Below are 25,125 nucleotides of genomic sequence, written 5' to 3'. Positions count from 1 at the left end.
AGCTCGTCTACAGACTTCACTTGTACGCCCGCTTTACGTTCTGCAGGAGCTTCAACTTTAACAGTTTTAAGCTTAGTTGCAGGTGAAACGCCATAATCAGCAGGTGACTTAGTATCAAGCGGCTTTTTACGCGCTTTCATGATGTTTGGAAGAGCAGCATAACGTGGCTCATTCAAACGTAAGTCAGTTGTGATGATTGCAGGAAGTGCAAGTTCAACAGTTTGTAAACCACCGTCGATTTCACGAGTCACTTGTACTTTGTCGCCTTCAACTTTAACTTCTGAAGCGAAAGTACCTTGGCCAGCACCTAAAAGCGCGCCAAGCATCTGACCAACTTGGTTAGAGTCGTCATCAATTGCTTGTTTACCAAGAAGGATCAATTGAGGTTGTTCAGCGTCTACAATACCTTTTAGGATTTTTGCAACTTCAAGTGCACCTAACTGGCTGTCGTCAGCTTCAACAAGGATACCGCGGTCTGCACCAAGCGCCATAGAAGAACGGATTTGTTCTTGAGCTTCTTTAGGACCAATAGAAACACCAACGATTTCTGAAACAGTTCCTTTTTCTTTTAAACGAACCGCTTCTTCCACTGCGATTTCACAGAATGGGTTAATTGACATTTTAACGTTCGTTAAGTCAACACCACTGTTGTCCGGCTTAACGCGAACTTTAATGTTGGCATCAACCACACGTTTTACAGCAACAAGAGCCTTCATTTACACTTCCTCAGTTGTTAAATTAAAATTGGTTTTACTCTGTGCTTGGGCCATATCTGCACGTCTATGATTAATTAGCGATAATGCTACAGCGCCGATTAAACCAGCCAAAGCAATCACAAAGAAGTTTTGCTGAATGGGTAAATTTAGCGAAACAATAAAACCAATTAATAGCGGCGCGCCAATTGCACCTAAACGCCCTACGCCAGATGCCAGACCGATTCCCGTTGAGCGAATGACGTTTGGATAAAATTGACCGCAGTATGAATATGCAACGATTTGCGCACCTGTTGAACAAGCACCTACAACCCCAATAATGAAATACAGCATGGTTGTCGACATAGGCAAAGTCATTAAATACAAAAAGGCACTGCCTATAGCATACATAATGACCAATACCCATTTAATGTGGAAGCGATCTGCTAACCAACCACCGCCCACTGCACCAATAATTGCGCCAATATTCAATGCGACCACAAAAGTCAGTGCAGAACCCAATGAATAGCCTGACATTGCCATTAACTTAGTGAGCCAAGTGCTTAATGCATAAACCATAAACAGGCAGGTAAAAAATGCCACCCAAAACATCAGCGTACTAAAAGCTCGTCCATCACTGAATAACAGCCCTACTGTCGGTTTTAAATTATTATTTGGTGAACCATTAACAAAAACTGCATCCGCAGGGAATTGTGCTTGCGGTGCAATTTGCTCGGCAACCTTACGCAGTTCAGCCTGTTTATTATGCTTCACCAAATAAACCACAGATTCAGGCATAGATTTTAAAATAAAAGGTAGCAAAACAATCGGTACACCTGCAGCATAGAACACCACCTGCCAGCCATATTGCATAATAAACTGTTTACCCAAAACTGCCGCTAAAATTCCGCCTACGGCATACCCCGAAAACATTAATGAAGTCATGACATTACGTACTTTCTTAGGTGAATATTCCGTCATTTGAGCAACTACATTCGGCATTACACCGCCAATGCCTAATCCTGCAATAAATCGTACGATACTGAATGTGACTGGGTCATCAGTTAAACCTGCTATCGCAGTAAAAGCACTGAATAAAAATACACAAATGGCAATGGTTAAACGGCGACCAATTTTATCGGCGAGACCACCAAAAAATATAGCCCCAATCATCATTCCAAATAGTGCTGAACTTGCCATAAAACCAGCGGTTGAAGCACTTACATTCAGTTGTTCCATAATCGAAGGTAAAGCTGCACCTGCAACAGAAATATCATATCCATCGATAATGATAATCAGCATGCACCACATTAAAACTTTGGCATGAAAACCGTTGAATTTAGCTTCACTCGCTAAACTCTGGATATCGACTTGACTCATCAATCAACTCCTTGATTGTTATTGTTGTTTTAGTTCACTACTGTTTTAAGCATTCTGTCAGCCATACGCATCCGATTGCATTCTGGAGATTTCTAACAGAAATCAAAAAACCGAACATGTTTATTAAACATCCAATTCAGATTAATAAATATAATTTTTATGTCAATACCATTACATATATTTAAGTTTAAAACACTAATATATAGTGGTTGTTAATTTTATTTATATTTATATGTTGACATATACTTGATTCAACATATGCTTTTCATAAGTCTAATTTACTAAGGAAATAGAACATGCCTGTTGAACTTCACTATGAAAATAATATTGCGATTATCCGATTGAATCGACCTAAAGCTCGAAATGCACTAAATTCAGAAATGATTGAAAAATTGCAAGAAATTGTCTCTGAAATTTCAGAACTGAATCTGCGTGCAGCCATTTTTGTCGGTGAAGGCAAAGCCTTTTGCGCAGGTGCAGATATTACAGAATTACTGAATAAGACTCCTGTAGAACATTTGCATAAAATACAAATCGGTCAGGCCTTATTCCAACAGATAAATGAATTAAAATTTCCGACACTGGCCAGTATTCATAGCATGGCTTTAGGTGGTGGACTTGAATTGGCTTTGGCATGTACATTTCGAATATGTAGCCCTACGGCCGGTCTTGGACTTCCTGAAATAAAACTCGGTTTGATTCCTGGCTATGGCGGAACACAACGTTTACCACGTTTAATTGGTGTATCAAAAGCACTTGAAATGGTTGTCAGCGGCAAAATTGTTTCTGCGGAAGAAGCTTATAATATCGGCTTAGTGAATCAAATTATTGAAATGCAAGATCCGATTGCAAGCGCAAAAGAATATCTAGATGCATTGGCAATACAATTTCCAGCTGCGATTCATCAAATAATGCAAGCCGTTCAATCTGCAACCGATTTAAATATCCATCAAGGGTTGGAATTGGAAGCAGAACTCTTTGTGGAGTGCACTCAAAGCGATGATGCTACTGAAGGTATACAGGCGTTTTTAGAAAAAAGGTCAGCGAATTTTTCTCAAAAATAGCTGTACTAATATTCTAAGCCGATATACTAGCTGCAAATATCATTAGAAAATGTGCTTAATAACTATGTCAGATTCAAAACTTGGAATTTACGATCAATCTTTATATATGATTCATAATCGGCTGTTTTTTCGGTTATTTCAGGTAGGTAATAGTCTAGATCGCCAATGTTTAAATGAACTCGGTATTTCCCCTGTCCATTGGGCAGTAATGGGTGCACTTTCGCGTCCACAACTCAATGATGCAGGTATGTCATTTTCCGATTTAACCGAATACTTAGGGATTAGCCGACAAAGTTTAGACAATGTTTTAAAGCGTTTAGAACGTGAAGGCAGTGTGCAGCGTGTTACCTCCGATGAAGATAAACGGGCTAAAAATGTAGCACTCACACCATTAGGGCAACAAAACTGGCTAGACCTTCAGGAGCATTTTTTTCATTTCTATCATCAAGCGATGTCTGGCTTTGCTTTGGATGATTTAGCCAGCTTAATTCATTTACTCAATAAGTTAAATGTAGGTCTTAAACAGATCGATCTTAAACAACTAGGTACTGACGTGAATTAAAATTATTTTTTATATCTAGCGAACTATCATGCTCTGAACTAAAAAATTGGGTGTTTAACTAAAATCACAATATCAATCTTAAAGGGAATTTATATGCAGCAACATACATTGGTCGATCAAGTCATTAATTCAAGACATTCGGTACGTGCTTTTAAAACGACTCCAATTGAAACACAAACGATCAAAGACATTTTAACGGTGTCTAGTCGTGCTCCATCAGGCAATAATATTCAGCCGTGGAAAGTTTATGTGGTCACTGGACAAAAACGAGAAGCCTTGATACAGAAGGTTTGTGCAGCACAAACCGAAATTTTCACCCATCCAGAAAAAGCTGATTTGTATCAAGAAAGCTTTAAATATTATCCGATAAAATGGACTTCGCCATTTATTGAGCGCCGCCGTGAAAATGGTTGGGGCTTGTACGGTTTATTGGGTATTCAAAAAGGTGAACAAGATAAAATGCAACAGCAGCTTTTACGCAATTATCAGCTGTTCGATGCACCTGTGGGTTTATTCTTTACCGCCAATACGATCTTAGAAACAGGTTCAAAAATGGATATTGCAATGATGATCCAAAATGTCATGATTGCTGCCAAAGCCCGCGGCATTGACAGTTGTCCGCAAGCCGCATGGAATCCTTTTCATCAGGTGGTTGCAGAGGTTTTGGATATTCCAGACGATGAAGAACTGGTTTGTGCGATTTCTCTAGGTTATGCAGATGAGTCTGAAGTGGTCAATCAGCTGCAAACACCTCGTGTCCCAGTTGAAGAATTTGCTATTTTCTACGATTAAATCTAAAAATTAAAGAGGCACAAAAGTACCTCTTATTTTAATTTTACTGAATAATTTTTTTATCTCTTAGAATCGCTAGCTCAGTTTCAGAAATAAATCGGTTTAAAATTTTGTCTGTATCCTCCCCTAAATAAGGGGGAGTTTTAACATATTGTACTGGCGTTTTAGAAAGTTTAATCGGTGAACCAATAGAAATATAATCTGAACGTAATGGATGTTCCATTTTTATAACCATTTCGCGCGATATAACCTGTTCTTCTTCTAATGTTTGTTGTAAATCATTAATCATACCTACAGGAACCTTAACCGCATGAATCCGCTCGACCCAATATTTTGCAGGCTGAGCCATAAAATGCTGTTGTAATAACTCAGTGACTTCTTCACGATATGTTACACGACCCTTATTTTTTGAAAATTTTGGATTTTCAGAAAGCTCTGGCAAACCAATACATTCACATAACATCTGGAACTGTTGGTCATTACCACAAGCAATAATAAACTCACCTTCTTTCGCTCTAAAGACTTGGTATGGCACAATATTGGCGTGCGCATTGCCTAAACGTCCAGGTACTTTGTCTGACGTTAAATAATTCATTGCCAATACCGAAAGTGAAGCAACCTGAGTGTCGAGAAGAGCCATATCTATATGTTGACCTTCACCAGTACTTACTCGTGAGAGTAAAGCTGCCTGAATGGCAATTGCTGAATATAATCCTGTAGTTAAATCTGCAAATGCCAACCCTGCCTTCTGTGGTCCACCTCCAGGGAGATCATCACGCTCACCCGTGACACTCATCATTCCGCCCATACCTTGTATAATAAAATCATATCCCGGCTCAGCAGCTCGCGGGCCTGTTTGCCCAAAGCCTGTTATTGAGCAATAGACCAACTTAGGATTTAATTTACTAAGACTTTCATAATCTAAGCCATATTTTTTCAATGAACCAGCTTTATAGTTTTCAATAAGAACATCACTGTCTACGACCATTCGTTTAATAAGTGCCTGGCCTTCTGCTGAAGCCATATCAATAGCTACAGAATACTTTCCACGATTTGTAGATAAATAATAAGCAGACTCGCCTGTTTCATTACCATGATCACTTTTTAAAAAAGGAGGTCCCCAAATACGAGTATCATCTCCATGAAATGGCTTCTCAACTTTGATAACCTCTGCACCCAAATCTGCTAATATTTGGCTACACCAAGGCCCTGCCAAAATTCGACTTAAGTCAAGAACTTTAAATCCTGTTAATGCGCCCATAATTTCCCTCAAATTTTCTAATTAAAGTCTTAACCCTTCATTCGTTAGGCATTTGCCCTAATTTTCCTTTAAAATTATAAAATGATTAAAAGAAAAACTAACTGGCATAACCAATAAAATTGTGGAAAAAACATCAAGTTGTATTATGTTAAATTTAGAAAATTTTAATTATTTCACATAATGCCAAACATCAGCATCCACATAATTTTCATCGATATGGTAGCCCTGTACTATAACTTCTTTTGCATCAATTTCTCTTGATTTCTTATTAGCTCATTTGCAAATTGATCCTAGACAGTATTGTGGGCAACCAGCCCCTCTAAACTTTTAAAATATTTCTGTTTAAAGGTTTCTGGGCTTAACTAGCCGTTTGCGGAATGCCTTCTGACCCGATTGTAATAAATCTCGATATAGTCAAACAAGACAGCATTCGCTTCTTTTCGAGTGGCGAACATACTGCCATAGATTACATGCCCTTTTAATGTATGAAAGAAGCTTTCAGTCACTGCATTATCGTATGAATCAACAGTTGTACCGACTGATGCTTGTAAATTTGCTGCTTCTAAACGATTGGTATAGCGAATAGAAAGATATTGAACACCTCTATCGGAATGATGAATCACATTCTTTGGCATGCCTCGATCGTGCAATGCATTGCTCTAATGCATCGAGCACCATATCTGTATTCATCCGTGTAGATACTTTCCATCCAACAATTGCTCGTGAAAACACATCAATAACAAATGCGGTATAAATCCAGCCTGAATAAGTTTGAATATACGTAAAGTCACTGACCTGAGATACAGTCTTGGTAGTCAATGAGGTTTTGAGATTATTCGGCCAATAAATAATCTCTTTGATAGGCAGTCTGATGTTTTAAAACACCATAACTCAGATGTATAAGCTTGCACATTGCAGCACCTAAAGCACACATTTTATTTATACCCCGGCTTAATAATCGTTGATATAAAGCTTCAATGTGTGGATTATATTTAATCGCTGTTAATGCTGACATATACAATACTGTGCGTATTTTACTGTCACCTGCTTTTGATAAGTGACTTTGCTTGTTGACTGAACTGCCAGACAACTTATGTACTGGAACCAAACCTACATATGCAGCAGCTTGACTTGCTTTTCAAATAGATACCAGTCCATATAGTCATTGTTCGATTGGCTATTCGTTTTCCTTGGTATATTAGCTTTAGTCTTTGTTTTCCTGATCTGTTCACGCAGTAGTTCTGAATCATAGCCTTTATCTGCGCATACCACATTTGTCTCTTTTAAATCTAATGTTGATATTAAATCAGGTGCAACTTTAACATCATGTGTGGTTCCATCGGTAATCATGAAATCAATAGGATTGCCATGTGCATCAACAATCAAATGTATTTTTGAGGAGTTTCCTCCTACACTTTTAGAAATAGATTGATTCGCTATGCCGGCAGAATGTTGATGAGCACGTACATGAGAGCCATCAATAAAAATCCATTCCATATCGGGGCATGAGGCTAGTAATTTGAATAATTTAAGTAACTTACCACTGCTTGACCAACGATTAAACCGTTTGAAAATAGAGTTTGAATGACCAAAACAAGAAGGAATATCTCGCCACGGACAGCCTGTTCTAATTCTATAGAGAATAGCTTCAATAAAATTGCGTAAATTTGAGTTGTGGTGAATAGATAAATTACGCAGAATAACTTTCAACTTTTGCCAGTGTTGATCTGTCAGCATGGTACGAGGCATAGCGAATAGTAAAATTGGGTTTGGTGATTTGATTTTACTACTTCGCTATTTTTTTAAGCTAAAAGTGTCAATACCCCCTAATAAATGCTTTTAGAAATAGCTTATTCTTTCATTCCTGCCGGATTTAAATGCGCTAGTCCATGAGTGGCATCAATACAAACCCATTCTGAATCTACATCATGAGGTAATAATTTAAAGACTTAGACCATTGTTAGTGCATTAGCATTGTTCGAGGCATAGCGAGAAGTGAATTTTGTTTGGCAATTGAATTTTACTTTCTCAGTGTTTTTTTAAACAGCAAATATCAATAGATTCTAAGTTTTACAAATGTATTTTATAGAAATTGTTTTTAAAAAGGTTAATTTTATTACTAGGTCTCACCAAGATTATACTTTCAGACATATTTTAAAGAAAAGAAGTGTAGCAACTTGCTACACTTCTTGATTTTTTTCCACCAACTCTTTCAACAGGGTTTCTAATTTTTCTAAGCTAGCATCATCAAAATGAGAAATTTTTAAAGAAACCTTTAATAACTTATCATTAAATTTAATATTCCCAGCAACTTTCCCAGCATATTCAATTTTTTTTACAAGGGATGTTGATGGAGAATCGTTATTATCTTGAACTAGATATTTTGTAGCTTGTGCCACAGCCTTAGTTTGCTCAAGTTGGCCATTCTTTACTTTTGTCCAAACAGTTAACAAGGCTTTTTCAGCATGTTGTTTTATTTCTTCGTGATCTGCAAGAAATTTTTTAAAAGCTGTTGCCGCAGTTCGACCTAATAATTGTGGCTCATTTACTAAATCATTCAAGATAGCTTTAGGCAACTTCTCAAAAGATAGATATTTATACATGTCTTCGCGATTTAAGCCTAAAGACTTCGCTAAACGTTGTTTATTTTTCTTTAAATTTTCATCCAAGCCTACTAGACCAATATAGATTTCGAAGTCTGATAAATCCTGGCGTTTTAAATTTTCAGCTAGCGTAAGTAGTGAAGCTTCTTCATCATTCGCATCAATGATAATGGCCTCAATGGTTGATTTTTTTAGAATTTCATGCGCACGTAATCGACGTTCACCTGCAATCAACTCAAATTTTAAATTTTCAAGTTTACGAACAGTGATGGGTTGCAACAAACCAACTTCATCTATTGATTCAGCGAGTTCTTTAATTTCCTGCTCATCAAATTTTCTACGCGGTTGATAAGGACTACGTGAAATGTCTTCAATAGGGACATTTCGTCTAAATTCCTTTAATTCCTTAATATTATCTTTTTGAGCTAATTGATGCTTTTGAGTATTTTGTTTCAGCTTTTGAGCTAAAAGTTCTTTTGCAGTTGCCATAAAATTCTCAATCAGTTAACTTTAGCCAAAACTTCTTTAGCTAAACTTTCAAAAGCCTTTCGAACCTTTCCACTTTTGTCTAGCTTAAGTAAAGACTGCTGCATAATCGCTGCTTGATTTACTTTTGTACTTTGTGGAATAGTCGTTTCCATAATATAGCCAACTTCCTTAAATGCTTCATCACGAATGAGTTTACAAACATTTTGTCTCTCATCGTGCTTAATAAGTAATGCACCTAATAATTGTAGTTCCGGATTGATTCGCTTTATTTTTTCCAAATGATTAAGTAAGTCTGTAACACCATATAGACCATATTGTGAGCCAGATTCAATCGGTATGATTACATGTGTTGAAGATGCTAAAGCATTACTAGTTAATAGTTTTAAACTTGGAGGGCAGTCAATTAAAATAAAATCATAAAGATCTTTTAATAGTTCTAATTTTATAGTGAGTTCTTCTGATGGTCTTGGCGCATCTTCTTTTAATTGGTCCTCAGTTTTTCCTAAATTGAGAGAACCATAAATTAGTGAAACATTATCAAAATTAGTATCTTCTTCTAAAGCGTCGGTAAGTAATGAGACATCACCTACTAATAACTCAGCGGTTGTTACTCCAACTTCACTTGGATGTTTTAAACCAATATGCAAGCTAGCATTTGCTTGAGGATCTAAATCAATCACAAGCACTTTATTTCCTAAGTTTGCTAGCTCAGAGGCTAAATGAACAACTGTTGTTGTTTTACCACAACCACCCTTGTGATTCGCAACAGCAATAATTTTTGCAGACATACTTGTCAAATCATTCTATATTTACAATTACTATTAATATAAATAACTTTGGGCTAAGTTACTACACCTTTTAAATTTAAAACAGTCATTTGTATAACGCTAAAGCAATTTTAATTTTAAAGTTTTATATAGCTAGCTTAATTAATAATTAATAGTAATTAATAATTAAGTTAATTAATAATTAAGTTAATATTTTTCATTTAAAAACAATAATATATAAACTTTAAGGTGGAGGGTTTGTCATCTTAAAGTGGAAGAGTTGTCTTCTATAAGTGGAAAGAAGATCACTTAAAAGTGGAATGCCTGTCACTGTAAAGTGGAGTAAATGTCACTTAAAAGTGGAGTATTTGTCACTATGGTGGAATGTTTTTCACTGTTAATTATAAAATATATGTATTATCATTTAAAATATAAATAAAACAATTATTTATGATGTTGATAACTTATTGATTTTTTGTGGAAGAGTGGAAACAAAATCACTTACAAAAATATTATTGTGGATAAAATTGCAATGCTTTTTTTACTAGACCACTTTTTTATATATTCATTGATCTAAGAGTGGAAAGAATTTCACGCACTCACCCTAGAATGCAGATATTTTGTTCTTATAACTAAACTCAATATTTTTTTTCAGTGATCCGCGTTTTTTAAAGGTGGAAAACTTGTCATATCGAAATAAGTTAATTGATTATTTAAAATCCATTATGGGTGTTTATTCATCAATCCGTATTTCTATAAAGAATCAAAAACATCTAAAAGTGGAGTATTTGTCATCTTAAGGTGGAATTTAAAAAATAGGTTTCCACTCTAATTAATTTTTACCTAAATCTGGTGACAAGTATTCCACCTTAGGTTTTTTAGGTGAAAGTGTTGAATCTTTTTCCACTTTTTTATATAACATGCATAATCAACTTAAGTACACTTAAAATAGTTAATACTCTTTATGTCAGAACTAAGCCATAACAAAGAAGAGCTGGATTCAATCCCGTACTGCATAGGTAATATTCGTCACAATGGGGTTGTAAGTACTAGCAATCGTTTAATACGACCTATTGAATTGTCAGCGAATGAATATAAAGCACTTTTATATGCGATGGCTGTTGCCAATTACGGAGAGAAGAATCATATCGATAAAGAGATTAGTGAACAAACATACATCTATCTGTATAAAGATGATTTAGCTGAATTACTGGGATTAAGTAAGCGAAATTCAATTAATGTAGCCATTGATCGAATTTACAAAGAACTTTCATCCCGTGTGGCGCACTTTGTAATTGAAGAACCTGTAGATGATATAAAGAAAAAAACAAAAAGAGTTCACTCGGTTGTCCCTATTATCCGTGAGTTAAGATGGGAAGATGATTCAAAGAATGCACTTCAAATCAGATTTACCAGTGAAGTATTACCTTACTTTACTCAATTAGCTGGTGGTAATTTTACGACATACCAACTAAAACATTTATTTGCTCTAGATTCAGTTGCAAGTATGAGTCTTTATACCTATTTCATAAAAAACGAATTCAAATTTAAGACCCAAGAAATCTACGAAGTCCCATTATTATTAGAGAATCTCAAAGCTCTAATTGATATAAATGAAACTAAATATGACCGTTGGGTCGATTTTCGACGTTATGTATTAGATAAAATTGTAGCTGAAATTAATGAAAACACCGATCTACAGTTAGAATATGAAACAATTAAAAAAGGACGCCCTATTGTAGGCGTAAAATTTAAACTACATCATCGTGGTTTTGAGAAGCCTATAATTGAAAATAAAAAGGCCGAAAAATTAAAGATCTACTTAGATGTTCCATTTGAAGATAATGCTGAGGTAAAAGATCTAGGTGCAAAATTCGATACCACTGTACGTTCATGGTATATTTTTAATGATGATGCAAATTATTTACAGCTTGAAAAGTGGTTTAAGACCGTAGGTTGCCTCACAGACTCTCAAGCAAACGTTGTTATCAATGATTCATTATTTCAAATGGATTTTGCTGAAGTTGGAATGAGCTTAAGTGACTTTAAGAGAAAAATGAAAAATAAATTGAAAACTGATAGTAAATTTGTGGAAGACATCAAGGATCGTCTAAATGAAATTTTCGGAAAGGATATTATTTAGGAGTGTAGCAACTTGCTACACTTTTATCGGCTATTCTTAGTTCATGAAACCACTTATAACTTTAATTAGTAAAACAGTTATATTTGACCTTCATTCCAACTTCATATTATTCAGTTTTAATTACTTAAAGCATATATTTCATTGAGTTTATGACATGTTGATCTAATTCATAAATGATCTGTAGGTTAAAGTGATAATAGTATTTTTTGAGATAAATATTGAAATTGGATAAAATGAATCTTAGATTCTCAAATGAAGTGCAACAGAGATTAAATTATTGGAAAGAAGCAAGATAAGCTAGCCTTTTGCTTCCGACCGACCAAAGTCAAAGTTGTATCATGGACTATACTCATCTTACCCAAGAAGAAAGATATCAGATTTCTACATTGTTACGTGAAGGATTTTCTAAACGTTACATTGCTTGGAAACTCAATCGTTCACCTTCAACTATTTCTAGAGAAATTAATCGTAATCGAGCGAGAAACGGTTACTTCGCTAAACATGCTAATCAAATCGCTTTAAGACGCCATTGCTCCAATCCGAAAAGAATCCCTGATGAAATATGGTCACATGTCATCTTTTATCTTGAACTTCGATGGAGTCCTGAACAAATTGCTTCTCTTGTTTCAGTCAGCCTGCATTCAATTTATCGTTTAATACGACAGGATAAAAATAAGGACGGTACTCTCTTTCATCATCTATGTTTTAGAAATCAAAGAAAGAGGAAATACGGCTCTCCTGAAACTCGTGGTCAGCTGGCTAATCGTAAAAGTATTCATGATAGACCGATTGAGATTGAACAGCGTCATCGTTTTGGTGATCTAGAGATAGATACGATTGTGGGTAAGAATCATCAGCAATCATTGGTCACGATTGTAGATCGCAAGACAGGTTATTTGTGGTTGAAGAAGTGTAGGTCACGCAAAGCAGAGGAAGTTTGCCAAACAACAATCAGTATACTTGAGCCGATCAAAGATCAGCTCAAAACGATTACCGCAGATAATGGTAAGGAGTTCAGTCTGCATGAATATGCAGCTCAAGCATTAGAAATAGATTGGTATTTCGCAGATCCTTATAGTGCTTCGCAGCGAGGCACAAATGAAAATACCAATGGCTTAGTCAGACAATACATTAGAAAAGGAAGTGACTTAAATCAGTATACAGATGAATACCTCTCAAAAATCACTGACCGTATCAATCATCGTCCAAGAAAAAGACTCGGCTTTAGAAGTTCGAGTCAGGTATTATGGCAACAGCATGGTGTTGCACTTCAAATGCTAATCTAAGAATTTTATCATCGATATAATTGGATATTAAATTTAAGATTAAAAAATGGCGATCTAGTAGTTAATATTTTGAAGGAATTCTATGTAAATCACCATTATTCTAAATAATTAAGTTATTCATAGACTAAAATCTCATTTTTATTTGCAAAAAATATTTATAGATACGGCTTTCCCTTGATATATTCTGCTATGGGTATTGGTATGCATAGCAGAATGACCGTGTCTTAGTACAATGTTCAATAGTCTAAATATGTTAATCTTTAGTCAGGAAAAAATATTCTTTTCATAAAGTCGTGTTGCAAGATAATATTTTATATTTAATCCGCGGAAGATGAAGTTTCCGGTATATCAATTTAAATGACATTCCTAAGTTCCCTCGCTGTCTCTTGAAGAAGTGGTAATATTTGTTGAATTAAATATTCTTTAGTTGACCTAGCAGTGGGAGAAACAATATTTAATGCCGCAACAATATTTCCTTTAGGTCCATATATTGGAACAGCCAGTGCATGAACACCTAGTTCATGTTCCTCACTTGAGTAGCACCAATCTTGTTCTCTAACTTCTTCTAGTAAAGTTAAAAATGAAGTGTTATCTGTGATGCTATATTTAGTTAAATGCTTTAAAGGATATTTTTCGAGCCACTTGATTTGTTCTGCAACGTCTAAATGGGCAAGTAGTATTTTACCCGCGGATGTTGCGTGTGCTGGTAGACGATTTCCTAGGTGTAAACCATACGGATTGACCCGATCTGTTTGTTGATGTGATGCACTTCGTGCAATGGTGATTGCTTCAAATCCATCCAGTACCATGACTGAAAATATAAGTGATGTTTGTGTGGTTAATAGATTCAATAATGGCTGACAAATTTTAGGTAATTGTGAACCACTTAAATAAGCACCTGAAAACTTTAAAACTTTGGGTGTCAAATAATAATAATGACCATCAAAATCTAAATATCCTAAATATTCAAGTGTTAATAAATGACGTCTCGTTGCGGCACGGGTTAAACCAGTTTTTTCAGCAGCCATGGTGACATTTAAGCGATGTCTTTCTGGACCAAAACATTCAAGTATAGCCATTCCTTTGCTAATTCCTGCGACAAAGTCTTCATGACGAATTTTTTTTTGGTTATCCATATTAATTAGGATTTTTTTTCCTTCGTTTAACATGCTCCAGTCCTTTAAGCCTTTGTTCCAATTCACTACTGAATGTAGTTTTAGCCTAATATAAAATATGTTTAATATAATTTAAAATTAGAATAAATGTTCGATGATCGAACATTGTATTTAATCATCGAACAAAACTCATTTTTTTAGCTAGAACAATAAGAAAAAAATAACAAAAATGAGGGAATAGGAATTCTAATGAAATTGCTCGGGATTGAGTAAGGCTCTTTTTCTGATTCAGTGTCGTTTTGAGTTTCGTTTCTAAGATGTATAGCTAGACGGAGTTGTCCCCCTAATGATCAATAAAAGTTCGGCTTCACTTACTGAAGCACTTTCACAAATTAAAGATGGGTCAACCATCATGATTGGCGGTTTTGGAACCGCAGGGCAACCCGCAGAATTGATTGATGGTTTAATCGAGCTTGGTATCAAAGACCTTGTCATTGTCAACAATAATGCAGGCAATGGCGACTATGGCTTAGCGAAACTTCTTAAATCAGGTGCTGTCCGTAAAATTATCTGTTCTTTTCCACGCCAATCAGACTCTTACATTTTTGACGAGCTATACCGTGCGGGAAAAGTTGAATTAGAACTGGTTCCTCAAGGCAACCTAGCGTGTCGCATTCAAGCAGCAGGTATGGGTTTAGGACCAATTTATACACCAACAGGTTTTGGTACTTTGCTTGCTGAAGGCAAACCGACTATGAGTTACGAAGGTAAAGATTACGTTTTAGAAAATCCAATTAAAGCAGATTTTGCTTTAATTAAAGCATCTCATGGTGACCGTTGGGGTAACTTGGTCTACCGCAAGTCTGCACGTAACTTTGGCCCGATTATGGCAATGGCAGCCGATGTGACAATTGCACAAGTTTCTGAAGTGGTAGAGCTTGGAGCTTTGGATCCTGAACACGTCATCACCCCAGGTATTTTTGTACAACACGTTGTACAAGTGCAACCTGCACAGTAATCGGATACGGAGAATTAAAAATGAGTTATACCAAATTAAGCCGTAATCAAATTGCTGAACGTGTTGCACAAGATATTCCTGATGGGGCTTATGTCAACTTAGGTATTGGACTACCCACCAAGATTTCAAGCTATTTACCAAGCGACAAAGATGTATTTTTACACTCTGAAAATGGTCTTTTAGCTTTCGGTCCGCCACCTGCTGAAGAAGACCGTGATCCCGAACTGATCAATGCGGGTAAAGAGTTTGTAACTTTACTCGATGGTGGTGCTTTCTTTCATCACGGTGATTCATTTGCCATGATGCGTGGTGGCCATTTAGATATTGCGGTGCTTGGGGCTTTTCAGGTGGCGGAAAATGGCGACTTAGCCAACTGGCATACCGGTGCACCAGATGCAATTCCTGCAGTGGGTGGTGCAATGGATTTGGCCGTAGGTGCAAAAAAAGTCTTTATCACTACCGACCATGTGACAAAAAAAGGTGAACCGAAGATTGTTGCTGAGCTTACTTATCCAGCGACAGGTTTGAAGTGCGTAGACCGCATTTACACCGACCTGTGTGTTATTGATGTGACACCTGAGGGTATGAAGGTAATTGAAAAAGTTGAAGGTTTAGGCTTTGCAGAATTGCAGGCAATGACAGGTGCAACTTTAGTGGATGCAACGCAATAGAATTTACGAATGCGATTTTCTTAAATCTCTCACTGCCTTTTTAAAAAAGGGAGTAACTACATTTAACGGATTGAAGAATTGAAAAGAATACTCCCAGAAAAAGTACCTTTTTATTACAGGTGGATTTAGGGGTTTCTAAGGACAAGATTGAAAATGAAAGATGCTTATATTATAGATGCTATCCGTACTCCATTTGGCCGTTATGCGGGTGGACTCGCCCCAGTGCGTGCTGATGACTTGGGTGCCGTGCCTATTCAAGCCTTAATGCAGCGTAACCCTAGTGTTGATTGGAAACAAGTCGATGATGTGATTTATGGTTGTGCCAACCAAGCCGGTGAAGACAACCGTAATGTCGGACGTATGTCGGCCTTGTTGGCAGGTTTACCGGTCGAAGTTCCAGCGACCACCATCAACCGTTTATGTGGTTCATCTTTGGATGCGATTGCGATGGCAGCCCGTGCGATTAAAGCCGGCGAAGCGGATTTAATCATTGCTGGTGGCGTCGAAAGTATGTCGCGTGCACCTTTTGTCATGGGCAAATCAGAAACTGCCTATGGCCGTAGTCAAAAGATTGAAGATACCACTATGGGCTGGCGTTTTATCAATCCAAAGCTCAAAGCGATGTATGGTGTAGACACCATGCCGCAAACCGCAGAAAACGTGGCACAACAATTTAATATTGATCGTGCAGATCAAGACCAGTTTGCCTTGACGAGTCAACAGCGCACCGCAACCGCGCAAGCTCAAGGCTTTTTTACACATGAGATCATCCCTGTGAGTATTGCACAGCGTAAGGGTGATCTAATTGTGATCGACACGGATGAACATCCACGTGCATCGACCACACTAGAAGGTTTGGCAAAACTGAAGCCAGTTGTGAAAGCAGAAGGCACCGTCACTGCGGGGAATGCATCAGGCATCAATGACGGTGCGGCTGCTGTACTGATTGCTTCAGAACAAGCGGTTGAGCGGTACCAACTTAAACCCCGTGCCAAGATCATTGCATCAACAGCAGTGGGTGTAGAACCACGCATTATGGGTTTTGCACCTGCACCTGCCATCAAAAAGTTACTGAAACAAGCCAATCTGACATTAGAGCAGATGGATGTGATTGAGTTGAATGAAGCCTTTGCAGCACAGGCACTGGCCGTTACACGTGATTTAGGTCTGGCAGATGACACCCCACAAGTAAATCCAAATGGCGGTGCGATTGCGATTGGTCATCCACTCGGTGCATCGGGCGCACGTTTGGTCACGACAGCTTTAAACCAGTTAGAACAAACGGGTGGGACGTATGCCCTGTGTTCGATGTGTATTGGTGTCGGCCAAGGCATTGCAATGATTATTCAGCGCGTTTAAAGCAGATTTAAGGATAGCGATCATGAGCCAGTTATATGCCAGCTTATTTTACCAAAACGAGGTGACTGAAATTTTCAGTGATCGCGCGTTGGTGTCATACATGATTGAGGCTGAAGTTGCCTTGGCACAAGCGCAGGCTCAGGTCGGTGTTATTCCAGAATCTGCGGCAACAGCAATTTCAAACATTGCAGCAACTGCAATTGATCAGATTGACTTTGATGCATTAGCGATTGCAACAGGTTTGGCGGGCAATATCGCGATTCCTTTTGTGAAGCAATTAACTGCGATTGTGAAAAAAAGTGATGAAGATGCTGCGCGTTATGTGCATTGGGGCGCAACCAGTCAAGACATTTTAGACACTGCCTGTATTTTGCAATGTCGTGCTGCAATGACGCATGTTGAAGCTTTAATTCACCAATGTTACCGCACTGCATTGACAGAAGCTGAACAGTATCGTGCACAAGTGATGATTGGGCGCACATGGTTGCAGCAAGGGTTGCCGATTACTTTGGGGCATAAATTCGCGCGTTGGGCCTCGGCATTTCATCGTGATTTAGCCCGTATTGAAGCCATGAAAGCACGTGTTTTTACTGCTCAATTAGGCGGTGCCGTTGGTTCATTGGCTTCATTGCAATCTCAAGGAACAGCGGTAGTTCATGCTTATTCCGTTCAGCTACAGCTTTCAGTCCCAAATTGTACTTGGCATGGCGAGCGCGACCGTATTGTCGAAGTGGCGAGTGTTCTAGCGATAGTGACAGGTAGTTTGGGCAAAATGGCGCGTGACTGGTCGTTGATGATGCAAACTGAAATTGCAGAAGTATTTGAGCCAGCAGCGAAAGGGCGTGGTGGGTCATCGACGATGCCACATAAGCGTAATCCTGTCGCTGCGGCATCCGTTTTGGCAGCAGCCAACCGTGTACCTGTGCTGATGTCGAGTTTGTACCAAAGCATGGTTCAGGAACATGAGCGTAGTCTAGGTGGATGGCATGCAGAATGGTTGGCATTGCCTGAAATTTTCCAACTGTGTGCAGGCGCTTTAGAGCGGACTTTAGACGTATTACAAGGCATGCAAGTTAATGCCGAGAACATGCAGCGTAATTTGGAATGTACCCAAGGGTTAATTATGGCGGAAGCGGTCATGATGGCTTTGGCACCGCATATGGGGCGCTTACAGGCACATTATATTGTTGAAGCAGCATGTAAATCAGCGGTTGAAAAAGGTGTTCACTTAAAAGAGGTCATGACTGAACTCGATCCAGTCAAAACCTATTTTAGTGCCGCTCAGATTTCAGAAATTTTTAAACCCGAGTCATATCTTGGCAATATTCAAGACCAGATTGATGCGGTTTTGCGGGAAGCAAAAGGAGAGGCAAAGTGAATATCACGATGACCAATCGTCAAGGCAAGACTTTATCTGTTGCAATCAGTGGGCAAGACCATGCACCTGTGATTGTATTTTCAAACTCATTGGGTACAGATAAAGGCATGTGGCAGCCGCAAGTTGCGGCATTTGAACAACAGTTCAAAGTGGTGACTTATGACACGCGTGGTCATGGGCAAAGTGATGTGATTGAGCAGACCACTGTACAAAACCTTGCAGAAGATGTGATTGATATTCTGAACGGTTTAAACATTGAAAAAGCGCATTTTTGCGGGATTTCAATGGGCGGCATGACGGCTTTGTGGCTTGGTATTCATCATGCAAATCGTTTTCATAGTATCACTGTGGCGAACTCAGCAGCCAAAATTTGGACTGAACAAGGTTGGAATGCTCGTGCAGACGCTGTAACAGCCAATGGCTTAGCAGACTTGGTCGCGACTACGCATACACGCTGGTTTAGTGAGCAGTTTGATTATCAACACGATGCTTTGGCGCAGCGCACCATTCAATCTTTAGCCACTACGCCAGCACTGGGCTATGCAGAATCTTGCCGAGCGCTCGCGCAAGCAGATCTATCTACTCAAATTCAACAGATTCAGATTCCTACTTTAGTGATTGCAGGCGCATTTGATCCAGTCACGACAGTGGCAGATGGCGTCTTTATGCAACAACAGATTCAAAAGAGTGAACTTGCGGTGATTGATGCATCGCATCTTTCCAATATTGAGCAATCTGAGCTGTTTACCCAAACCCTCAGTCAGTTCATTGGATCGATTCAATAGTTTAAGGATTTTAAAAGGACTTTCAGCCCAAGGAGGCAGGTATGGCGTCTCAGGAATACGCTACTCAAAAAACGAGTATAGACGCACAAGCACTGATTAATGATGCACCGATTAGCAAATATCAGTGGTTGATCGCAATTGTATGTTTTCTCATAGTTTTTGTTGACGGTATTGATACTGCGGCAATGGGTTTTATTGCTCCAGCCTTGGCACAAGACTGGGGAATAGACCGCTCGCAATTGGGTCCAGTCATGAGTGCGGCTTTAGGTGGCATGATCATTGGTGCTCTAGTGTCTGGTCCAACCGCTGACCGCTTTGGGCGAAAGATTGTTTTAAGTGTTTCGATGCTGATTTTCGGTGGCTTTACTTTGGCATCGGCATATGCAGCTGACTTAAATACCTTGGTGGTCCTGCGCTTTTTAACCGGTATTGGCTTGGGTGCTGCGATGCCGAATGCAACCACACTATTTTCTGAATATTGCCCACAGCGATCACGCTCGTTACTAGTGACTTGTATGTTCTGTGGATACAACTTGGGTATGGCGACAGGCGGTTTCATTAGTAGTTGGTTGATCCCAACCTTTGGTTGGCACAGCTTATTTTTACTGGGCGGCTGGTCGCCACTGATCTTGATGATCTTGGTAATTTTCTTCCTGCCAGAATCCTATCGTTTCTTGATTGTGAAAGGTCGTGACAGCGAAAAAGTCCGCAAAATTCTAACGCGTATTGCACCGACGCAAGTACAGGGTGTTACTGAGTTTCATGTACCTGAAGAAAAAACTGAAGGTGCAGAGAAGAAAGGTGTGTTTAGCATGCTGTTCTCTCAGAAATATGTCAAAGGTACGGTTTTATTGTGGCTGACCTATTTCATGGGTTTGGTAATGATTTATCTACTCACCAGTTGGTTACCAACCTTGATGCGTGAAACTGGCGCAACCATGGAACGCGCTGCATTTATTGGTGGCTTATTCCAGTTTGGCGGTGTCCTCAGTGCTTTATTTATTGGCTGGGCAATGGACCGTTTCAACCCAAACCGTATTATTGCAGGCTTCTACTTTGTTGCTGGGATATTTGCCTTTGCTGTTGGTCAGAGCTTAGCAAATCCAACCTTACTTGCCATTTTAGTGCTTTGTGCGGGTGTTGCGATTAATGGTGCACAGTCGGCTATGCCAGCACTCAGCGCTCGTTTTTACCCGACGCAATGCCGTGCAACAGGTGTGGCGTGGATGTCTGGGATTGGTCGTTTCGGTGCGGTATTTGGTGCTTGGATCGGCGCAGTTTTACTGGGCAATGACTGGTCGTTTACTGCCATTTTAAGTCTGCTGTTAATTCCAGCAACAGCAGCAGCAGTCGCTATTTTTGTTAAATCATTGGTCGCACATACCGATGCGACTTAATTGAGGTTTCTCCCATGAATGATGAACAACGTTATGAACAAGGAATCACTGTACGCACAGAAGTGCTGGGTGAAAAGCATGTCGGTCGTTCACTTGAGAACTTGAATGATTTCAATGCCGACTTCCAAAACTTTATTAGCCGTTTTGCGTGGGGCGAGGTCTGGTCTAGACCAGGCATGCCGCGCCATACCCGTAGCTTAGTCACCATTGCCGTTTTATTAGCATTGGGCCGTGAAGATGAATTGCGTATGCATTTACGTGCTTGTTTTAACAATGGTGTGACCAAGGACGACTTAAAAGAGTTGATTTTGCACTGTTCACTGTATGCCGGTTTACCTGCAGCCAATGCAGCCATGCACATGGCAGAAGAAGTTTTTGCAGATTTGGGTATTGCCTCGCAAAAGCTGAGTGAACAGCAACTTAGCCAAGAACAAATGAATCAAGAGTAATGGAACAAGATTAAGAGGGACGTCAGATGTCGCAACTTATTTTAGGTGCTTATGCACAACGTAATACCGAAGATCACCCGCCAGCATATGCACCCGGCTATAAAACCAGTGTATTACGCTCGCCAAAAAATGCATTGATTTCAATTGCTGAAACCTTAACTGAAGTGACTTCACCACAGTTTAGTGCCGAACAGTTTGGACCTAAAGATAACGATTTAATTTTGAACTATGCCAAAGAAGGTTTGCCGATTGGTGAGCGTATTATTGTGCATGGTTATGTCCGTGATCAGTTTGGGCGCCCAGTTAAAAATGCATTGCTCGAAGTGTGGCAAGCCAATGCTTCAGGTCGTTATCGTCATCCAAATGACCAATTTATTGGTGCAATGGACCCGAACTTTGGCGGCTGTGGTCGTATGATGACTGATGCCAATGGTTATTTTGTATTCCGTACCATTAAACCGGGTCCATATCCTTGGCGTAACCGTATTAACGAATGGCGTCCTGCACATATCCATTTCTCTTTACTAGCCGATGGTTGGGCGCAGCGTCTTATTTCGCAGTTCTACTTTGAAGGCGATACGCTGATTGATTCGTGTCCAATTATTAAAACCATTCCTTCGGAAGAACAACGTCGTGCATTGATTGCTTTAGAAGACAAGAGCAACTTCATTGAAGCAGATAGCCGTTGTTATCGTTTTGACATCACTTTACGTGGTCGTCGTGCGACTTATTTCGAAAATGATTTGACTTAATTCAGGGAGAACAACATGAACCATTGGAACTTTCAAGAATTGCATGAAACGCCATCTCAAACAGGTGGACCATACGTACACATTGGTTTGTTGCCCCAACAGGCCAACATTGAAGTCTTTGAAAATAACTTTAACAACCAGCTAGTTAAAGAAAATACTTTAGGCGAACGTATTCGCTTAGAAGGTCAAGTGTTTGACGGCTTAGGTTTACCGTTACGTGATGTATTGATTGAAATCTGGCAGGCGGATGCCAACGGTGTGTATCCAAGTGCAGCCGATATTCAATGCAAAGCAGTTGATCCAAACTTCTTCGGTTGGGGACGTACAGGGGCAGACTTTGAAACTGGTTTTTGGAGTTTCAATACCATTAAACCGGGTGCTGTTCCGGGACGTAAAGGCACAACTCAGGCACCGCATATTGCACTGATCATCTTTGCTCGCGGGATTAACATTGGCTTGAATACCCGTGTGTATTTTGAAGATGAAGCGGAAGCGAATGCACAAGATCCTGTACTGAAAGGCATTGAATGGGCACCACGTCGTCAGACCTTAATTGCTAAGCGCGAAGAACGTGATGGTGAAGTGGTTTATCGTTTCGATATTCGTATACAAGGCGAAGATGAAACGGTGTTTTTAGATATCTAAACTACCGAAGGCTTGGTGCAGGACATCTTGCACGAGTCGAATAGATAGAAGTTTATACGTGGTGATTGCATGTCCCATTGCATGAATCCCACGTATGTTTGCGGATGATGATAAAAGTCAGACAATAGTTTGAAAATACAAGGAAATGTAATGATGACAATTAAAAAATTAGCAATGCAACTCTGCTTAAGCAGTGCTGTTATCGCCGCAATGCCATCTGCATTTGCAGCTGAATCGGCTCAATCTCATGCACAACACTATATGGTCAAAAACGTCAATATTGGTGACTTACCTGTCAAAACTATTGTGCCGATTACCGCAAAGACAGCAGAGCAAGCCATGGCCCAAGCGCAAGTGATTGCCAGCAATCCTGATGTCGATTTGGCTGAGTTTCGTATCGACTTATTGGAATTTTCTGCGGACACTAAAAAAGTGATAGCACTGGGTCAGCAGCTGAATCAAATTTTAAAAGACAAACCGTTGATCGCGACCATTCGTACTCATAACGAAGGTGGAAAAATGACGGTGTCTGACCAAGACTATGAAAAGATTTATCGTGAATACCTGAAAAAGCCATTTATGCAATTGCTGGATATCGAAATGTTCCGCGATGCTGGCAGTGTAGCGAAATTAACCCAATTGGCACATGAAAAGAACGTGTTGGTGATCATGTCGAATCATGATTTTGCAAAAACACCTAAGCAACAAGACATTGAAAACCGTCTGCTAAAACAAGATCAGATGGGTGCCGACATTTTGAAAATTGCGGTAATGCCAAAGTCAAAACAAGATGTCTTTACCCTCATGAATGCCACCTTGGCCGTCAGGCAAATAAGTCAAAAACCACTATTGACTATGTCGATGGGACAGTTAGGCACCATTTCACGTGTGGCGACTGCCAACATGGGCGGCAGCCTAAGTTTTGGCATGATTGGTGAAGCTTCTGCACCGGGTCAAATTGATGTGACTCAACTCAAACATTTGCTGAAAACTGTACAACCAACCCCTTAATGCACTGCGTTATTCATGTTCAAGGATAGAAAAGGATTTAAAATATGAAACCATCAACTTTACGTTTGACCACATTGGTTTTGAGTTTAGTGGCATCAGGTTTGGCCAGTGCAGAAACTTATATTGTGGATCGTTATCAGGACGATAGTGCAAAAGGTTCACTGCGTTGGGCGATTGAACAATCGAATGCCAATGCGACACAAGAAAATGAAATTCAAATCCAAGCTGTGGGTAAAGCCCCCTATGCAATTAAACTGAATCAGCCTTTACCACCGATCAAATCTTCAGTAAAGATCATCGGGACGCAATGGGACAAAACAGGCGAGTTTATTGCGATTGATGGTTCAAATTATATTAAAGGTGAAGGCGCTAAAGCCTGCCCGGGGGCAAATGCTGAACAGTATGGTACCAATGTCCGCACAACAACTTTACCCGGTCTGGTGCTGCAAGATGTGAATGGCGTGACCTTAAAAGGTCTTGATATTCATCGTTTCTGTATTGGTGTATTGGTGAACCGTTCAAGCAATAACTTGATTCAATATAACCGTATTAGTAATAACTACGGTGGTTCAGGCGTGATGTTGACGGGTGATGACGGTAAGGGTAATCCGACTTCGACCACTACCAATAACAACAAAGTTTTGAACAACTTGTTTGTAGATAATGGAGATGGTCTTGAGCTTACCCGTGGCGCGGCATTTAACCTTGTGGCCAACAATCTATTTACTTCAACCAAAGCCAATCCAGAACCGTCGCAAGGTATCGAAATTTTGTGGGGCAATGACAATGCCGTGGTTGGCAACAAATTTGAAAACTACTCGGATGGTTTGCAAATCAACTGGGGTAAGCGCAATTACATTGCTTATAACGAACTGACTAACAACTCAATTGGCTTTAACCTCACCGGTGATGGCAACATTTTTGACAGCAATAAAGTGCATGGTAACCGTTTAGGGATTGCCATTCGTTCTGAAAAAGATGCCAATGCTCGTACCACCCTAACCAAAAACCTAATTTGGGACAATGGTAAAGATATTAAACGCTGTGAAGCGGGTGGTTCGTGTGTTCCAGATCAGCGTGTGGGTGCCATTGTTTTTGATGTGCCTGCGCTTGAACATGCTGGCTTTGTCGGTTCTCGTGGGGGTGGTGTAGTCATTGAAACGGCGAATCTGCAAAAAACCTGTACACATTCGAATGAACAAAGCTGTAATGCGATGCCAAACCAAAATATCCAAGCGCCACGTTTAACCTTTAAAAAAGCTCAGGTCACCGCTACAGTTCAGGCAAAACCAAATCAGCGTTATCAGGTTGAGTTCTTTGCTAATCGTCAAGCGAATAGTCAAGAAGCTGAACAGTATCTAGGGAGTCAAGTTGTGACAACCAATACACAAGGTCAAGGTCAAGCAATATGGAAAGTGGCAAGTGATGTGGCCAATGTGACAGCCAATGTTACTGACCACTTGGGGGCAACTTCTGAACTGAGTCCAGCCGTTCGCATTAAATAAT

The 25,125-nt window shown here is 39.4% G+C and carries 22 protein-coding genes and 3 pseudogenes; 16 read left to right on the top strand and 9 right to left on the bottom strand.

The genetic code is table 11. The annotated features are described in order from the left end of the window. Window positions 1-716 (bottom strand): electron transfer flavoprotein subunit beta/FixA family protein (locus tag M5F03_RS15095; RefSeq protein ID WP_249708805.1); only part of this gene is annotated, 716 nt, incomplete at its 3' end. Beyond that, window positions 717-2,072 carry an MFS transporter gene (locus M5F03_RS15090; protein ID WP_121523340.1) on the bottom strand — a complete coding sequence of 452 codons (1,356 nt, stop codon included), beginning with the start codon at window positions 2,070-2,072 and terminating at the stop codon, window positions 717-719. Between the two features lie 296 nt (window positions 2,073-2,368). Between M5F03_RS15090 and M5F03_RS15085 the strand changes: the two genes are divergently transcribed. The 3 genes from M5F03_RS15085 (at window position 2,369) to M5F03_RS15075 (ending at window position 4,490) form a co-directional block, all read left to right on the top strand. Beyond that, window positions 2,369-3,136: an enoyl-CoA hydratase/isomerase family protein gene (locus M5F03_RS15085; protein WP_121523342.1), complete on the top strand. Its 768-nt coding sequence runs from the start codon at window positions 2,369-2,371 to the stop codon at window positions 3,134-3,136. Between the two features lie 64 nt (window positions 3,137-3,200). Further along, window positions 3,201-3,698 (top strand): MarR family winged helix-turn-helix transcriptional regulator, encoded by a 498-nt coding sequence (locus tag M5F03_RS15080; RefSeq protein ID WP_121523344.1) that lies wholly within the window; start codon window positions 3,201-3,203, stop codon window positions 3,696-3,698. Window positions 3,699-3,785: 87 nt separating this feature from the next. Beyond that, window positions 3,786-4,490, top strand: a complete 705-nt coding sequence (locus M5F03_RS15075; RefSeq protein ID WP_121523346.1) for a nitroreductase — start codon at window positions 3,786-3,788, stop codon at window positions 4,488-4,490. Window positions 4,491-4,533: 43 nt separating this feature from the next. Here M5F03_RS15075 and M5F03_RS15070 read toward each other — a convergent pair whose 3' ends face one another. The 6 genes and pseudogenes from M5F03_RS15070 to M5F03_RS15045 all read right to left on the bottom strand — a co-directional run bounded on the left by M5F03_RS15070 (window position 4,534) and on the right by M5F03_RS15045 (window position 9,631). After that, on the bottom strand, window positions 4,534-5,751 hold the full coding sequence (locus M5F03_RS15070; RefSeq protein ID WP_121523348.1) for a CaiB/BaiF CoA transferase family protein: 1,218 nt from the start codon (window positions 5,749-5,751) through the stop codon (window positions 4,534-4,536). Between the two features lie 365 nt (window positions 5,752-6,116). Beyond that, window positions 6,117-6,546: pseudogene (locus tag M5F03_RS15065) on the bottom strand (IS3 family transposase); the annotation flags it as partial. A 37-nt stretch (window positions 6,547-6,583) separates the two neighbouring features. Continuing rightward, window positions 6,584-6,889 (bottom strand): annotated as a pseudogene (locus tag M5F03_RS15060) (transposase); the annotation flags it as partial. Beyond that, a pseudogene (locus tag M5F03_RS15055) lies at window positions 6,889-7,500 on the bottom strand (IS5 family transposase); the annotation flags it as partial. The pseudogenes M5F03_RS15055 and M5F03_RS15060, both read right to left, overlap by 1 nt. 431 nt (window positions 7,501-7,931) lie before the next feature. Then, window positions 7,932-8,843, bottom strand: a complete 912-nt coding sequence (locus tag M5F03_RS15050; protein ID WP_121523350.1) for a ParB/RepB/Spo0J family partition protein — start codon at window positions 8,841-8,843, stop codon at window positions 7,932-7,934. A gap of 11 nt (window positions 8,844-8,854) precedes the next feature. Then, a complete protein-coding gene (locus M5F03_RS15045; protein WP_249708804.1) occupies window positions 8,855-9,631 on the bottom strand; it encodes a ParA family protein in 777 nt (258 codons plus the stop codon). Between the two features lie 943 nt (window positions 9,632-10,574). On the opposite strand from M5F03_RS15045, the gene M5F03_RS15040 reads away from it, so the two are divergent. After that, entirely contained in the window at window positions 10,575-11,753 is a 1,179-nt protein-coding gene (locus tag M5F03_RS15040) for a replication initiation protein (RefSeq protein WP_121523354.1), read from the top strand. Window positions 11,754-12,091: 338 nt separating this feature from the next. Next, window positions 12,092-13,039 carry an IS30 family transposase gene (locus tag M5F03_RS15035; protein ID WP_249708803.1) on the top strand — a complete coding sequence of 316 codons (948 nt, stop codon included), beginning with the start codon at window positions 12,092-12,094 and terminating at the stop codon, window positions 13,037-13,039. 353 nt (window positions 13,040-13,392) lie between these two features. Here the strand turns inward: M5F03_RS15035 and pcaU are convergent, their stop codons facing one another. Continuing rightward, window positions 13,393-14,208, bottom strand: coding sequence for an IclR family transcriptional regulator PcaU (gene pcaU, locus M5F03_RS15030; protein ID WP_121523358.1), 816 nt, complete (start codon window positions 14,206-14,208; stop codon window positions 13,393-13,395). A gap of 292 nt (window positions 14,209-14,500) precedes the next feature. Here pcaU and M5F03_RS15025 point away from each other — a divergent pair, with 292 nt between their 5' ends. From M5F03_RS15025 to M5F03_RS14975, 11 genes are all read left to right on the top strand, one after another. Continuing rightward, the gene (locus M5F03_RS15025) at window positions 14,501-15,172 is read left to right on the top strand and encodes a 3-oxoacid CoA-transferase subunit A (RefSeq protein WP_121523360.1); all 672 of its coding nucleotides are present in this window, start codon (window positions 14,501-14,503) and stop codon (window positions 15,170-15,172) included. A 20-nt stretch (window positions 15,173-15,192) separates the two neighbouring features. After that, on the top strand, window positions 15,193-15,843 hold the full coding sequence (locus M5F03_RS15020) for a 3-oxoacid CoA-transferase subunit B (RefSeq protein WP_121523362.1): 651 nt from the start codon (window positions 15,193-15,195) through the stop codon (window positions 15,841-15,843). A gap of 153 nt (window positions 15,844-15,996) precedes the next feature. Next, window positions 15,997-17,202, top strand: a complete 1,206-nt coding sequence (gene pcaF, locus M5F03_RS15015; protein WP_121523364.1) for a 3-oxoadipyl-CoA thiolase — start codon at window positions 15,997-15,999, stop codon at window positions 17,200-17,202. Between the two features lie 22 nt (window positions 17,203-17,224). Further along, window positions 17,225-18,580 carry a 3-carboxy-cis,cis-muconate cycloisomerase gene (gene pcaB / locus M5F03_RS15010; RefSeq protein WP_121523366.1) on the top strand — a complete coding sequence of 452 codons (1,356 nt, stop codon included), beginning with the start codon at window positions 17,225-17,227 and terminating at the stop codon, window positions 18,578-18,580. Beyond that, window positions 18,577-19,365 (top strand): 3-oxoadipate enol-lactonase, encoded by a 789-nt coding sequence (gene pcaD / locus M5F03_RS15005; protein WP_121523368.1) that lies wholly within the window; start codon window positions 18,577-18,579, stop codon window positions 19,363-19,365. The genes pcaB and pcaD overlap by 4 nt, the downstream gene beginning before the upstream one ends. 41 nt (window positions 19,366-19,406) lie before the next feature. Further along, window positions 19,407-20,762: a 4-hydroxybenzoate transporter PcaK gene (gene pcaK, locus M5F03_RS15000; RefSeq protein ID WP_168158434.1), complete on the top strand. Its 1,356-nt coding sequence runs from the start codon at window positions 19,407-19,409 to the stop codon at window positions 20,760-20,762. A gap of 14 nt (window positions 20,763-20,776) precedes the next feature. Then, the gene (pcaC, locus tag M5F03_RS14995; RefSeq protein ID WP_249708802.1) at window positions 20,777-21,211 is read left to right on the top strand and encodes a 4-carboxymuconolactone decarboxylase; all 435 of its coding nucleotides are present in this window, start codon (window positions 20,777-20,779) and stop codon (window positions 21,209-21,211) included. 26 nt (window positions 21,212-21,237) lie between these two features. Next, window positions 21,238-21,963: a protocatechuate 3,4-dioxygenase subunit beta gene (gene pcaH, locus M5F03_RS14990; RefSeq protein ID WP_004981392.1), complete on the top strand. Its 726-nt coding sequence runs from the start codon at window positions 21,238-21,240 to the stop codon at window positions 21,961-21,963. A gap of 15 nt (window positions 21,964-21,978) precedes the next feature. Beyond that, a complete protein-coding gene (gene pcaG / locus M5F03_RS14985) occupies window positions 21,979-22,608 on the top strand; it encodes a protocatechuate 3,4-dioxygenase subunit alpha (protein ID WP_121523374.1) in 630 nt (209 codons plus the stop codon). Window positions 22,609-22,758: 150 nt separating this feature from the next. Further along, complete coding sequence (gene aroD, locus M5F03_RS14980; protein WP_249708801.1) at window positions 22,759-23,619, top strand: type I 3-dehydroquinate dehydratase; 861 nt, start codon at window positions 22,759-22,761, stop codon at window positions 23,617-23,619. 44 nt (window positions 23,620-23,663) lie between these two features. Further along, a complete protein-coding gene (locus M5F03_RS14975; protein ID WP_249708800.1) occupies window positions 23,664-25,124 on the top strand; it encodes a NosD domain-containing protein in 1,461 nt (486 codons plus the stop codon). The last annotated feature ends 1 nt before the right edge of the window (window position 25,125 follow it).

The sequence above is a fragment of the Acinetobacter amyesii genome, from assembly GCF_023499985.1.
GTDB lineage: Bacteria > Pseudomonadota > Gammaproteobacteria > Pseudomonadales > Moraxellaceae > Acinetobacter > Acinetobacter amyesii.
Note: the sequence above shows the minus strand (reverse complement) of the source record. Positions and strands in the feature narration are given on the sequence as shown.

Excerpts from the sequence above, each read along its gene's own strand:
- M5F03_RS15090 (WP_121523340.1), bottom strand. The coding sequence starts at position 2,072 with ATGAGTCAAGTCGATATCCAGAGTTTAGCGAGTGAAGCTAAATTCAAC.
- M5F03_RS15085 (WP_121523342.1), top strand. The coding sequence starts at position 2,369 with ATGCCTGTTGAACTTCACTATGAAAATAATATTGCGATTATCCGATTG.
- M5F03_RS15080 (WP_121523344.1), top strand. The coding sequence starts at position 3,201 with ATGTCAGATTCAAAACTTGGAATTTACGATCAATCTTTATATATGATT.
- M5F03_RS15070 (WP_121523348.1), bottom strand. The coding sequence starts at position 5,751 with ATGGGCGCATTAACAGGATTTAAAGTTCTTGACTTAAGTCGAATTTTG.
- M5F03_RS15050 (WP_121523350.1), bottom strand. The coding sequence starts at position 8,843 with ATGGCAACTGCAAAAGAACTTTTAGCTCAAAAGCTGAAACAAAATACT.
- M5F03_RS15045 (WP_249708804.1), bottom strand. The coding sequence starts at position 9,631 with ATGTCTGCAAAAATTATTGCTGTTGCGAATCACAAGGGTGGTTGTGGT.
- M5F03_RS15040 (WP_121523354.1), top strand. The coding sequence starts at position 10,575 with ATGTCAGAACTAAGCCATAACAAAGAAGAGCTGGATTCAATCCCGTAC.
- M5F03_RS15035 (WP_249708803.1), top strand. The coding sequence starts at position 12,092 with ATGGACTATACTCATCTTACCCAAGAAGAAAGATATCAGATTTCTACA.
- pcaU (WP_121523358.1), bottom strand. The coding sequence starts at position 14,208 with ATGTTAAACGAAGGAAAAAAAATCCTAATTAATATGGATAACCAAAAA.
- M5F03_RS15025 (WP_121523360.1), top strand. The coding sequence starts at position 14,501 with ATGATCAATAAAAGTTCGGCTTCACTTACTGAAGCACTTTCACAAATT.
- M5F03_RS15020 (WP_121523362.1), top strand. The coding sequence starts at position 15,193 with ATGAGTTATACCAAATTAAGCCGTAATCAAATTGCTGAACGTGTTGCA.
- pcaF (WP_121523364.1), top strand. The coding sequence starts at position 15,997 with ATGAAAGATGCTTATATTATAGATGCTATCCGTACTCCATTTGGCCGT.
- pcaB (WP_121523366.1), top strand. The coding sequence starts at position 17,225 with ATGAGCCAGTTATATGCCAGCTTATTTTACCAAAACGAGGTGACTGAA.
- pcaK (WP_168158434.1), top strand. The coding sequence starts at position 19,407 with ATGGCGTCTCAGGAATACGCTACTCAAAAAACGAGTATAGACGCACAA.
- pcaC (WP_249708802.1), top strand. The coding sequence starts at position 20,777 with ATGAATGATGAACAACGTTATGAACAAGGAATCACTGTACGCACAGAA.
- pcaH (WP_004981392.1), top strand. The coding sequence starts at position 21,238 with ATGTCGCAACTTATTTTAGGTGCTTATGCACAACGTAATACCGAAGAT.
- pcaG (WP_121523374.1), top strand. The coding sequence starts at position 21,979 with ATGAACCATTGGAACTTTCAAGAATTGCATGAAACGCCATCTCAAACA.
- aroD (WP_249708801.1), top strand. The coding sequence starts at position 22,759 with ATGATGACAATTAAAAAATTAGCAATGCAACTCTGCTTAAGCAGTGCT.
- M5F03_RS14975 (WP_249708800.1), top strand. The coding sequence starts at position 23,664 with ATGAAACCATCAACTTTACGTTTGACCACATTGGTTTTGAGTTTAGTG.